Source organism: Alkalihalobacillus sp. CinArs1, from assembly GCF_947387515.1.
Taxonomy (GTDB): Bacteria; Bacillota; Bacilli; order Bacillales; family Guptibacillaceae; genus Guptibacillus.
Genome location: NZ_CANDOB010000001.1, coordinates 73,600 through 85,667, shown reverse-complemented (window position 1 = coordinate 85,667; position 12,068 = coordinate 73,600). Strand labels below are relative to the sequence as shown.

The window sequence follows — 12,068 nt, the reverse complement described above, 5'->3', positions numbered from 1 at the left end:
TTGAAAGGTGAGTTTAATGAAAAAAGAGAACCCTTTACCATCTAGAAAGGAATATCATAAGCATAAAGCCAAGAAGAAAGGGAGATCAAATAAAAAAAGAGAAGAAACAACGCCTTCTCTTACGCTCGTTCGTATTTTAGCACTGCTTTTTATATCGATGGTTGCGATTTTTCTCCTGTATTCGATTTATTCTTAAACCATCATTTTAAGTTGGAGCATCGATGGTATTATGTTCTCAGTTTCAAGCATAAACTAGTTTCAAAAAAGGAGGACAACCATGGATGCTCTAAAGCAGTGGAATCTCCCACAACCTCAATCTGATGTGACGCTTGTGTTATTGAGTGAACTGGTCGATAGAAAAAGAGAAGAGAGGCAGTATAAAGCTAAATCAGAGTTTTATAGCTATGCACTCATGATCTTATTGGTTGTGAGTGGTGGGTTCTTAGTATACCAGCTACAGGTGAGTAGTTCGATTCTTTGGGAGGCTTTTTCGTTGTCCAAAGCACCTTTCATCGTTTTAATGTTTCTCCTTAACGGGTTCGTCTATTATCAGTTAAAAAGAGTGACCAAGAAGTTAAATAAAGCGGAAGATGAGCTTGATTCGTTGCGGCTAGAGGTAATCGATCGTAGTGAGGAGCTATGGAAAAGTGAAGCTCAATGGGAGAAGCGTCATGATGTCTTCTCTTACATGAAAGAAGAATACGATATTAATTTATTCTACAAGTAATTCTTACCGATGTTCGGGGCAGCCAAAAAATAAATACTGTTCGATTTGAAAACAGTTTCCGTTGATAAGTAACGCGCTTTCATCAAACATTTCGATTTTGCCAAATGCCACAGTATCCTTGATCTTTGGACAGAACACTTCGACAGGCATCCCGAGTCGACGGTTGAAATCAAGGTCATCGTTACCCAACAAAGATTGTGTTTTCAGTTTGTTTATCATAGGTCCATCATCTCCGTTAGTTTGATATACGTCCTTTAGAAGTCTACTTTGATAATATCTTACCTTAAAAAGACTGAATTTTCAAGAAACGATATCGCCCATTTTTACGAGTGTACAACCCATTTTTGAATTAATGGTAGATAAGGAGGACATTGTATTGGTAGTATGGTATTAATTATATGGGGGAAGTAACTTATAGAAGAGGTGATAGTCGTGTTTGTAAGAAGTGCTATGAAATCGCTAAGAGAAACAATTTCTGTGAATTATGACACGAGTCTTGAAGAAACACTGGAGCGACTCAAGAAGAGTCAGATCGATGGCGTACCAGTCATTCAAGACGGAAGGTATGAAGGGATCGTAACCTTTAACAGAATTTATAAATCGTTTTTTAAAAGCGATATGACTGATAAAGTTCAGTTTTTAAAAGAAACAAAAGCAGGAGATATCGCTTATCAAAAAGATGTAACGGTAGATAAAGAGGCAGTTTTCGAGACGACGCTATTGCTTGTAAACGATGCTCCTTTGGTTGCTGTCGTGGATGAAAAAGAGCAGTGCATCGGGATTATCACAAGAGCAGATATATTGGATCAATTCCAAAGTGCCTTCGGGATGAGAAAGACCGGTGTTAGAATTGCATTCGCTTCTTCTGAAACGGAAGGTAGGATTGCAAGACTTGCTAAAATCGCGAAAAGCTTTCATGAGAACATTATTTCTTTATCGACGTTTGATGAAACAAATCAGAACGTTAGACGAATCGTGATGAAAATTGAGAAGAATGAAAATATCGATCAGTTCATTACAAAACTTGAGCAAAACGGATTTAAAGTATTAGATATTAAAGAAATGTAAGATAAAATTTATAATACCTCCTTCTCTATCATAGATATAGAGGGGGAGGTTTTTTCTATGCTGCTTTCTTTTTTGCGTTTACTATCATCATTTGGTTTACTGTATATTGCAGAAGAAACGCTTATATTTAAGTCCATTACGTTTACAGACTTAATGTTGAATAGTTTTCGTTACGGTGCTGGTGCGCTTTGTTTCTTATTCGGTTTCTTAGCAGTTGCAAGTATCATTCGAAATCAACTTGAAAACGTAATCTCTCAGGGTATAAAGGCACGAATAGGAGCAGTTCTTTTGGAATTTGGTTTATTGTCAGCAATGTACTGGGTATTGTTTGAAAAAAACGTTTGGTTATCAATTGCTTCTCTTATCATGGCTACAATGTACGGTGTATTATCTGCCAACATTGAAGCAGCAAGGGCAGCTAAGAAATTTAGGAGGGGCGTTGAAATATGATGGTGGTCTTATTCTTTGCAGCAGCCTCTGTGCTGCTGTTGATCTATATGTGGATTGAAGCACATTTAAATAGGGTTGTGAGAAAAGAACTTTTCCTTGAAGGGCTGCCTGATGAGTTCGAGTCCTTCACCATCTTCTTCATATCAGATTTACATAACCGCAGGATTTCTGAGAGCATCATCGATGAGGTAAAGGGAGTAGTAGATATTGTTGTCATCGGAGGAGATGTGATGGAAAAGGGCGTCTCTTTTGAAAAGGTACAGAAAAATTTAGAAGATCTAAGGAAGGTTGCTCCATGTTATTTCGTTTGGGGGAACAATGATTACGAAGAAGATCCAGATCGTCTAGAACGGATACTTGTTAAAAGTAATATTACGATTTTAAAAAACACATCTGAAACCATCACGAAAAATAAAGATGAAATAAGTCTAGTAGGCATCGACGACCTCTCGACACACAACCACTCTCTTCAAGAAGCTTGTTCAAAAGCAAAAGCACCGATGAAGATTTTAATCAGTCATAACCCTGATATTAAACATGAGCTTACAAATGATTCAGATATTAAGCTTTTACTTTCAGGTCATACGCATGGTGGTCAGATTAGACTTTTAGGATGGGGATTACGTGAAAAAGGCGGAATAAAACAAGTTGGAGGAACGACTGTTGTGATCAGTAACGGATACGGTACCACCACACTTCCCTTAAGACTGATGGCACCTGCTGAGTCACACGTTTTTACATTAAAAAGGAAATGACTTATACAAAGTTTACACAAACATCATCCATCCCTTATACTGAGTATGATGAATGAATAGTAGAGGAGTAGAGGGCTATGTCGGATGGTAAATATAATATTAAAGCAGTCTCTAAAAAACTAGGTATACAACCTGGAACGTTAAGAGCATGGGAGAGACGGTACAATATTATTTCTCCTATAAGAAATGATGCTGGTCATCGCCTCTATTCAGATGAGCATTTATCGGTTTTGAAATGGTTAGTCCAAAAGACAGAACAAGGCTTTACGATTAGTCAAGCAGTAGAATTGCTTGAGGATGGAAATACAGAGCCACACTCGGATGCTTCAGAGTTAAGTCGAGATCGTGCTCACGTGTTGTCAGATGATATTTTGGAAGCCTTGCTTGCATTTGAAGAAAACAAAGCGCAGGAATTGTTAAATCAAGCCTTTTCACTTTTTAGTATCGATAAAGTTGTACAAGATATCCTAGGGCAGCTTCAAGTTCGAGTAGGAGAACTATGGGAAAACGAAAAGATTACAGTTGCACATGAACATTTCGCTACTGCATTTTTACGATCGAGAATAGGCATGATTTTTCATACCTTGCCGATTGATGGATACCTTCCTAAGGTTATGGCGGTGTGTTCAACAGATGAGTACCATGAATTAGGACTTTTGATCTTTACGTTATACCTTAGAAGGAAAGGCTTTGAAGTAATTTACTTAGGTCCTAGCATTCCTGAAAAAGACATTGAAATCGTAGTGGAAGACACTGCACCTAGTATATTGTTCTTATCGTGCACCCTCATGTCAAATCTACCTAAATGTTTGAACTTGATCGATCGTCTCGATAATAAGTTTCCGGAATTAACAATCGGTGTTGGAGGTGGAGCACTTCTACATCTACATGGTGAAAAGAGACAAGCTTATGACAACTATTTCGTTGGAAAGAATAAAGATGAATGGGATGTATGGATAAAACACAAGCTTCATAAACTTTCAATTTAGTATAGGAAGTACAGGACTTGTCTAACATTCCCAATACGGTGTAAACTATAAGAATATCGTCAAGCAAGAACCATCTATGTAATATCACATATATTATGTTAAAGGATATGCTGGTGACAGACGGTAGGGGGGAATTAGATGCGTCTTGAACGTTTAACATACGACAAAATTAAGATATTTCTCACTTATGACGATTTGAACGAGCGAGGAATAACGAAAGAAGAATTATGGCAGGACGTGCCAAAGGTCCATAAGTTATTCAGAGAAATGATTATGGAAGCAGACGATGAACTAGGCTTTAAAGTAGATGGCCCTATCGCAGTTGAAGTGTTTTCATTGCCTGCTCAAGGTATGGTCGTAATCGTTACAAAAGGCTCAAAAGAAACCGATTTTGAAGATGATTACAACGATGAATACATCGAAATGCAGGTTACGCTTGATGAAAGCGATGAAGTATTTTATGAATTTAATACGTTCGAAGATGTGATCGGACTTTCGAAACGTTTACTTGATGTAGGTGTTGAAGGTGGAATTCTTTATTCGTACCAACAACAATTCTATCTGAAGATTAACGAAGAGGAAATCGGTGACATGGAGTTAGATACGCTCATCGCGCTATTAGCTGAATTCGGTAATCCATCTACAATCACAAGTTATCGTGTTATTGAATATGGAAAAACACTGATGCACTCTGAAGCTGTAAAACAATTGAATCACTACTTTCAATAAAAATAAGCCTTCCGAAGAAAACGCGCGGAAGGCTATTCTTATGAACTATGAAAGAATGGGCTCTGTCTTTGAGTCGCTCTCCCATGCTCTTATGAAGTATTCTTTGTTTTCAAATTTAGTAAATCCACTCTGATTGTGGATAGACGGAAATACTCGCTCCACTGATAGGTGCTGAGTTTTATGTGCAAGGAGGGCAAGCTGTACGTTCTTCATATGTTCCTCTGTGAAGGATTTCATTAGCGTGATGTTTTCATCAGGATCAGCAAACGCTGGGTTTCCTGTTTTAGTTGCGAGTGATTGTGGTAGCGTAGCATAGTATAGTTCTTTTACGCTGTTTGGTGATTCTTGAACAGCTTCTAAACATGCTTCCTGTATCGCTGTATGGTCGCTGTGCCCAGATAGCCCGTGTGGTGGGAACGTAACGACTGCGTCAGGCTGATAATTGTTTAGTAGGGTGATGATTCTGTTTTTTAGTGTATGAGGTGTAAGTTCACTTAACTTTCCATCCGGATAGTCATCGATAACGAGTTCGTTGATCCCTAGATGAGCAGCCGCCTCTTGTAGTTCATTTCTACGAACGTTTGCGAGGTCGTCACGCGTGCACAAAGGAGGTTCACCACACTTCCCTGCATCACCTGCAGTAGCACTATATAGAATTGTTTTGGTATCCTTCTGCTTAGAAAGCTCAAGTATTGTACCCCCACATGTGAATGATTCATCATCAGGATGGGCGAATGCAAATAGAATTGTCTTTGACATAGTGGTAGATCCTTTCTTATTTGAAGATAGTGCAAGTATACGGAACAGGTGGCGTGATTTCCAATTCTTTGTTCGAGGTGATGAATTACCAGCCACACATTACAAGAAAACATGGTATGATGAGAGAAGTTTTTAACTGTTCCAATTAAGTGAATAACGAATATAATGATGTACATAAATGTAGCCCAGGAGGTATTTGATCATGAAAGTTGCAGTACTATATGGTGGAACATCTGCCGAAAGAGAAGTATCCCTATCGAGCGGGAAAGGAATCATAGCCGCACTCGAACATAATGGTCATGAAGTAATCGGAATTGATTTTCATCCAGATAAAATTAGCGAAATTTTAAAATTAGATGTCGATATGGTTTTCATCGGCCTTCATGGTAGATTTGGTGAAGATGGAAGAATTCAAGGGTTACTCGATATGCTAGAGATCCCATATGTTGGTTCTGGTGTACTCGGTTCAGCTGTAGCCATGGATAAAGCAAAAAGTAAAAAAGTACTAAACGATACGAGTATTCGACTTGCTAAAGACCTTGTGTTGGAGAGAGGCGACAGCTATGAAAACCTCGACCTTCCATTTGATTTTCCGGTTGTTGTAAAGCCTAACAGTGAAGGATCTACAATAGGGTTAACGATCGCTCATTCAGAAGATGAGTTGGTAAGAGGAATCGATGAAGCCTTCCGTTTTGATACAAAGGTTATCCTTGAGGAGTTCATTTCTGGGACAGAGGTCACTGTTGCTGTTTTAGGTGAGAAAGGTAATGTGCGAGCATTGCCTGTCGTTGAGATCGTACCTCGTAACGCATATTATGATTATGAATCGAAATACGCAGAGGGTGGCAGTGAACATATCGTTCCTGCACGTATTACAGAAGAGTATACAACGATGATTCAGGAGGAGTCTGTTCTTGCACATGAATTGCTAGGTTGTGAAACATACTCAAGGGTGGATTACATTATCCCTAAAGATGGCTCTAAGCCCGTTTTTCTTGAAGTAAATACATTGCCAGGCATGACACCTACGAGTCTTTACCCTGATGCGGCTAAGGAAATTGGCTATTCGTATGAAGAGATGATCGAACAGCTGCTTCAACTCGGGTTGAAAAAGTAAATTGCTATATAAAACCTCACACATCACTGTGAGGTTTTTTTCGAATAGCAATATGGGCCCACCTAGTAAGCGTTTGCAAATTTGTGAAACAAATTGCATAAAATGTGGACGGAATACCTTCTCATAGGATACCTAAACGTGTATACTATGTTTTGAAAGCAAGACATTAGAGTATTCTAGATATTAATGAAACCAAAAAACTGAACAATGTTAGATGTAAATGGGTCAAAGGTCACCTAATCGGATCTTTTATGAAGACACCACAGTAAGGGCATAGTTATGGGAGGTTAAGTAATGGTCGACAAAAACGAAACAGATAACGGACAAGGTAACAAAAAGAAAAGGGATGTATTAGAGTCGACGCAATCGGTCATAAATGAAGCACTTGATAAGTTGGGCTATCCAAAAGAGGTTTTTGAACTTCTAAAAGAACCTATGAGGTTGATGACAGTCCGTATCCCTGTGCGAATGGATGACGGATCTATAAAAATCTTTACTGGATATCGTGCTCAGCACAACGATTCGGTTGGTCCTACGAAAGGTGGGGTTCGCTTTCATCCAGATGTAACGGAAACTGAAGTGAAAGCACTTTCTGTTTGGATGAGCCTTAAAGCAGGAATTGTTGATTTACCATATGGTGGAGGAAAAGGCGGAATCATCTGCGACCCTCGGGAAATGTCTTTCAGAGAGCTTGAAAGGTTAAGTCGCGGATACGTAAGAGCAATCAGCCAAATCGTTGGCCCTACTAAAGATATCCCAGCTCCAGACGTGTTTACAAATTCACAGATCATGGCCTGGATGATGGATGAGTACAGCCGTATTCGTGAGTTTGATTCTCCTGGCTTTATCACAGGTAAACCGCTTGTGCTCGGTGGTTCGCATGGGCGTGAATCAGCAACAGCAAAAGGTGTAACGATCTGCATACGCGAAGCAGCTAAGAAGAAAGGCATTAAGATCGAAGGAGCTCGCGTCGTCATTCAAGGATTTGGTAACGCAGGTAGTTTCCTTGCGAAGTTTATGCATGATGCTGGCGCAAAGATCGTTGGTATTTCAGATGCATATGGAGCGCTTCACGATCCAGAAGGCCTTGATATCGATTACTTATTAGATCGTCGCGACAGCTTTGGAACAGTAACGAAACTCTTCAAAGAAACGATTAGTAATAAAGAGCTTCTAGAACTTGACTGTGATATTCTAGTTCCTGCAGCGATTGAAAATCAGATCACAGAAGAGAATGCCCATCAGATCAAAGCGAGCATCGTCGTTGAGGCTGCAAATGGACCGACAACGATTGAGGCGACTAAAATCTTAACCGAAAGGGACATCTTACTAGTACCAGATGTTCTTGCTAGTTCTGGTGGAGTAACGGTATCTTACTTCGAATGGGTACAGAATAACCAGGGTTACTATTGGACCGAAGAAGAAGTTGAGGCAAAGCTTGAAAAGGTTATGGTAAACGCATTCAACTCGATCTATAGAACTTCTGAAACTAGACGTGTAAACATGAGGCTTTCAGCATATATGGTCGGTGTTCGAAAAATGGCTGAAGCGTCTCGCTTCCGTGGTTGGATTTAAATAGTTGATATTGCGACAGAAATTCCCTATCATTCAGGTAGGGAATTTTTTGGTTGTAATGAGTACAATAAAAAAGAAATAAACCGTTTATATGGATTGTTGCAGGAGTGAGGGAATATGAGAGAAGAGCAGGTAATCATTATTGGAGCTGGTCCGTGTGGTATGTCAGCAGCGATTGAACTTCAAAACAAAGGGTTCGATCCATTGATCATAGAAAAAGGGAATATCGTAAATGCGATCTATCATTATCCCACACACCAGACGTTTTTCAGCTCAAGTGAAAAGCTTGAAATAGGTGAAGTACCGTTCATTATTGAAGAGAGAAAACCGAAGCGTAACCAGGCGCTCGCATATTATAGAGATGTTGCGAAAAGAAAAAACCTTCGAATCCATTCATATGAAAAGGTTAATAAGATCGAAACAGAAAATGATGGATTTGTCATTGAGTCTGAGAAGCTACATGAATCGAAGGAGATCACTTATCGAGCAAAACATGTGGTCATCGCGACTGGGTATTATGATAGCCCAAACTATATGGGTATTCCTGGAGAAGATCTTGATAAAGTGATGCATTATTTTAAAGAGCCACATCCTTACTTCAATAAAGATGTTGTTGTCGTTGGTGGTAAAAACTCCGCTGTTGATGCTGCATTGGAGCTTGAAAAAGCTGGAGCGCGCGTGACCGTTCTCTATCGACAGGGAGAGTATTCGAAAAGCATTAAACCATGGATCTTACCTGAGTTTGAAGCATTAGTGCGAAATGGAAAAGTGCAGATGGCGTTTAATGCTGAGTTAGTTGAAGTTCGTGAAAAAGAAGTTGTGATCACTGTGAATGGAGAAAAACAAACGATCGCGAATGATTTTGTTTTTGCCATGACAGGTTATCATCCAGATCATTCGTTCTTAACGAAGATTGGCATCGACATCGATGAAGCATCTGGCAGACCTGCGTTTGACCCTGAAACGATGGAAACGAATGTAGAAGGGTGCTACATTGCTGGCGTTATCGCTGCAGGAAACAACGCGAATGAAATATTTATTGAGAATGGCCGACACCACGGCGCACAAATAGCGAACGATATTATCGACAAAGCAAGAAAGCCTATCTAATAAGATAGGCTTTCTTGCTTGTGGAGAAACCTAGAATTTCGTGGTCTCTTTAACGTATGAGATCGAATTCCTCTAGGTTTCTTTTTAATTATCTTAAGAATAGTTGCTGTAACTCATTTAAATCTTCAGTGGCTTCTAGGGCTACTAAGAGCTTCAACCTTGCTTTTTGTCCATTGAGTCCATTTGAGAAAACAACTCCGAGTTCCTTCAAATGCTTCCCTCCACCTTCATATCCATAGACGTCCTGCACGATGCCATTGAAACATCTCGAAACCATCACAACAGCGATCCCTTTTTTTCGTAACTGCTTTATCCCGTCGACTGTCTGTGGGGGAAGATTTCCTTGACCCAATGCTTCGATGACGATGCCGTTGATTCCAAGCTCTCCAGCAGCTTGAAGGAGTTGAGAGTCCATTCCTGCATACGCTTTTATAAGCATGACTGTTTTACTTAGTTTTGAAATATGATAGCGATCACGGTTCGTCAAAGTATGATGGAAATGGACACGCTGCTTTGTGACGATTCCGATCGGGCCGTATTGTGGACTTTGAAATGTTGAAACGTTGCTCGTGTGCGTTTTCGTAACGTTTTTTGCCGTATGTATTTCATCGTTCAACACAACGAGTACGCCTTTTCCTTTCGCTTCCTCGCAGGATGCAACCTTCAAAGAGGAAATCAGATTATACGGGCCATCAGACCCAATTTCATTGCTCGACCTCATCGCTCCAGTCATCACGACTGGTAGGTCAGTTTGTAAGATAAGATCAAGTAAATAAGCAGTTTCTTCTAGAGTATCGGTTCCATGAGTGACGACTACTCCGCTAATATGTTCTTTTTTTATTTTGTTTTCAATGCGTTCAGCAATCTGAAACATCAGCTCAGGGTTCATATGTGGGGAAGGAATGTTAATAAAGTCATCGACGATAAGATCCACATCGTGGATGAGGTCACCTAATGTTGCGTTTAAAGGATTTCTTTCTCCTGGACTGACAGCTCCAGATTCTCCATTTTCCTCCATCGCGATTGTTCCACCAGTGTGTAGCACAAGTATTTTGCTCAAAAATCTCACCTCAGGCCAAATTTTATTTAGTTTCCATAAATAAAGTAACATGGTACGATAAGAAAAGTATAGGTATGATAAAGTTGCTTTTTCATCATCTACCGTGTAGAAATGGGGAAAGCCTATGTTAGCGGCTATAACTGCTGGAATCGCTCCAGGTATTGCGCTTCTTTGTTTTTTTTATTTAAAACACCATCAGTATGAGTCTGAGCCCATCAGGCCAGTAGTCAGGAGCTTTGTATTCGGTGCTATGCTCGTATTTCCAGTGATGGTTATCCAGCATGGTTTTAAAGTTGAACAATTCCTGCAATCTCCTTTTAGTCAATCTTATATCATGTCAGGATTGCTTGAAGAGTTTCTAAAATGGTTTATCTTTTATTTTACCGTGTACATACATCTTGAATTCAGTGACTTTTATGACGGGATCGTTTACGGTGTCGCGATATCGCTAGGCTTTGCATCAGTAGAGAATGTTTTCTTTCTATTCGCTTATGGCATTCAAGAAGCCTGGTGGCGTGCTCTGTTGCCTGTTTCTAGTCACGCTTTGTTTGGGGTCATCATGGGATCTTATTTAGGTAGAGGAAAGTTTTCGCTGCAAAACAAAGTATTGAAGTGGATCATCTTGTCTCTTCTTATACCTGTTTTGTTCCACGGGACGTATAATTACCTCATTCTTCAGTTCAATACCAACATGATCTATATCATGATACCTTTCATGCTAGTATTATGGTCGATCGGACTTAGAAAAATAAAAGTGGCAGATATTAATCAGGCCAAGTTGATGCAGACAAAAGAAGATGCAAGTATATAAGTTTTGATAAAAGGTGCCTTAAGGGCATCTTTTTTTGTTTATCTTAAAAAGAAGGTTTGTATAAAATACCTTTTGATACAAAAACTACAACCATGAATACACATTGATCAGGAGGTCCAAATGATGAGGAAGCTATTTAATATATTTAAAATCCCTCTGATAATCGGTTTATTATGCGTGCCGCTTATGACGGTGCTTGACCATAATCACGAAGCAGACGCATTTTCAAATCAAGTTATTCAAAAAGGGGCAACAGGTGATGATGTGATCGAGCTACAAGCACGGTTACAGTACATCGGGTTTTACAAAGGAAAGATCGATGGTGTTTTTGGTTGGGGTACGTATTGGGCAGTTCGAAACTTCCAACATGAATTTGGCTTGACCGTCGATGGACTAGTAGGTTCTGAGATGAAGGCTAAATTAAACAAAGCGACGAAATATGATCCTTCGATAAAGCAAAAAGTGAATAAGGGAGAAAGTCCTAAGAACTACGGAGGAACCTCTGGTGGTGACGGAGGCACGAAGGCAACGCAAGGTAAGAATACACCTGCTGGATATTCACAAAATGACATTAAGCTGATGGCGAACGCTGTTTATGGAGAAGCAAGAGGTGAGCCGTACGAAGGACAAGTGGCGGTAGCTGCAGTTATTTTAAACCGAGTGCAAAGCTCTTCTTTTCCGAATACGGTATCAGGCGTTATCTTCGAACCACGTGCTTTCACTGCAGTATCAGATGGACAGATATGGCTGACTCCTAACGATAGGGCGAAAGAAGCAGTATTAGATGCAGTTAATGGCTGGGATCCTTCGGGTGAAGCACTTTACTACTTCAACCCTAACACGGCAACATCAGGTTGGATTTGGACCCGTCCTCAGATCAAACGAATCGGAAAACATATTTTCTGTGAATAGTGGAGG

At 39.9% G+C, this 12,068-nt stretch carries 15 protein-coding genes; 12 read left to right on the top strand and 3 right to left on the bottom strand.

Annotated features, from left to right (window positions below; all coding sequences use genetic code 11):
• Positions 1–16: 16 nt before the first annotated feature.
• Together PFZ69_RS00515 and PFZ69_RS00510 are read left to right on the top strand one after the other, a co-directional pair.
• Entirely contained in the window at positions 17–196 is a 180-nt protein-coding gene (locus PFZ69_RS00515) for a hypothetical protein (RefSeq protein WP_270179092.1), read from the top strand.
• 81 nt (positions 197–277) lie between these two features.
• Positions 278–727 carry a DUF2663 family protein gene (locus PFZ69_RS00510; RefSeq protein WP_270179091.1) on the top strand — a complete coding sequence of 150 codons (450 nt, stop codon included), beginning with the start codon at positions 278–280 and terminating at the stop codon, positions 725–727.
• Between the two features lie 3 nt (positions 728–730).
• Here the strand turns inward: PFZ69_RS00510 and PFZ69_RS00505 are convergent, their stop codons facing one another.
• Positions 731–946, bottom strand: coding sequence for a hypothetical protein (locus PFZ69_RS00505; protein ID WP_270179090.1), 216 nt, complete (start codon positions 944–946; stop codon positions 731–733).
• Positions 947–1,159: 213 nt separating this feature from the next.
• Here PFZ69_RS00505 and PFZ69_RS00500 point away from each other — a divergent pair, with 213 nt between their 5' ends.
• The 5 genes from PFZ69_RS00500 to PFZ69_RS00480 all read left to right on the top strand — a co-directional run bounded on the left by PFZ69_RS00500 (position 1,160) and on the right by PFZ69_RS00480 (position 4,718).
• Positions 1,160–1,795: a CBS domain-containing protein gene (locus PFZ69_RS00500; RefSeq protein WP_270179089.1), complete on the top strand. Its 636-nt coding sequence runs from the start codon at positions 1,160–1,162 to the stop codon at positions 1,793–1,795.
• 57 nt (positions 1,796–1,852) lie between these two features.
• Complete coding sequence (locus PFZ69_RS00495; protein ID WP_270179088.1) at positions 1,853–2,245, top strand: hypothetical protein; 393 nt, start codon at positions 1,853–1,855, stop codon at positions 2,243–2,245.
• Positions 2,242–3,000, top strand: coding sequence for a metallophosphoesterase (locus tag PFZ69_RS00490; RefSeq protein WP_270179087.1), 759 nt, complete (start codon positions 2,242–2,244; stop codon positions 2,998–3,000). The genes PFZ69_RS00495 and PFZ69_RS00490 overlap by 4 nt, the downstream gene beginning before the upstream one ends.
• Positions 3,001–3,077: 77 nt before the next feature.
• On the top strand, positions 3,078–3,989 hold the full coding sequence (locus PFZ69_RS00485) for a MerR family transcriptional regulator (protein ID WP_270179086.1): 912 nt from the start codon (positions 3,078–3,080) through the stop codon (positions 3,987–3,989).
• 138 nt (positions 3,990–4,127) lie between these two features.
• Positions 4,128–4,718: a genetic competence negative regulator gene (locus PFZ69_RS00480; RefSeq protein ID WP_270179085.1), complete on the top strand. Its 591-nt coding sequence runs from the start codon at positions 4,128–4,130 to the stop codon at positions 4,716–4,718.
• 45 nt (positions 4,719–4,763) lie between these two features.
• Here PFZ69_RS00480 and PFZ69_RS00475 read toward each other — a convergent pair whose 3' ends face one another.
• Entirely contained in the window at positions 4,764–5,477 is a 714-nt protein-coding gene (locus PFZ69_RS00475) for a PIG-L deacetylase family protein (protein ID WP_270179084.1), read from the bottom strand.
• 202 nt (positions 5,478–5,679) lie between these two features.
• Between PFZ69_RS00475 and PFZ69_RS00470 the strand changes: the two genes are divergently transcribed.
• The 3 genes from PFZ69_RS00470 to PFZ69_RS00460 all read left to right on the top strand — a co-directional run bounded on the left by PFZ69_RS00470 (position 5,680) and on the right by PFZ69_RS00460 (position 9,279).
• Positions 5,680–6,594: a D-alanine--D-alanine ligase gene (locus tag PFZ69_RS00470; RefSeq protein ID WP_270179083.1), complete on the top strand. Its 915-nt coding sequence runs from the start codon at positions 5,680–5,682 to the stop codon at positions 6,592–6,594.
• A gap of 294 nt (positions 6,595–6,888) precedes the next feature.
• A complete protein-coding gene (locus PFZ69_RS00465; protein ID WP_270179082.1) occupies positions 6,889–8,169 on the top strand; it encodes a Glu/Leu/Phe/Val family dehydrogenase in 1,281 nt (426 codons plus the stop codon).
• 117 nt (positions 8,170–8,286) lie between these two features.
• Positions 8,287–9,279, top strand: coding sequence for a YpdA family putative bacillithiol disulfide reductase (locus PFZ69_RS00460; protein WP_270179081.1), 993 nt, complete (start codon positions 8,287–8,289; stop codon positions 9,277–9,279).
• Between the two features lie 88 nt (positions 9,280–9,367).
• Here PFZ69_RS00460 and PFZ69_RS00455 read toward each other — a convergent pair whose 3' ends face one another.
• A complete protein-coding gene (locus PFZ69_RS00455) occupies positions 9,368–10,339 on the bottom strand; it encodes an asparaginase (protein ID WP_270179080.1) in 972 nt (323 codons plus the stop codon).
• A 124-nt stretch (positions 10,340–10,463) separates the two neighbouring features.
• On the opposite strand from PFZ69_RS00455, the gene prsW reads away from it, so the two are divergent.
• Both prsW and sleB read left to right on the top strand, forming a co-directional pair.
• Positions 10,464–11,150, top strand: coding sequence for a glutamic-type intramembrane protease PrsW (gene prsW / locus PFZ69_RS00450; protein WP_270179079.1), 687 nt, complete (start codon positions 10,464–10,466; stop codon positions 11,148–11,150).
• Positions 11,151–11,273: 123 nt separating this feature from the next.
• Entirely contained in the window at positions 11,274–12,062 is a 789-nt protein-coding gene (gene sleB, locus PFZ69_RS00445; RefSeq protein ID WP_270180572.1) for a spore cortex-lytic enzyme, read from the top strand.
• The last annotated feature ends 6 nt before the right edge of the window (positions 12,063–12,068 follow it).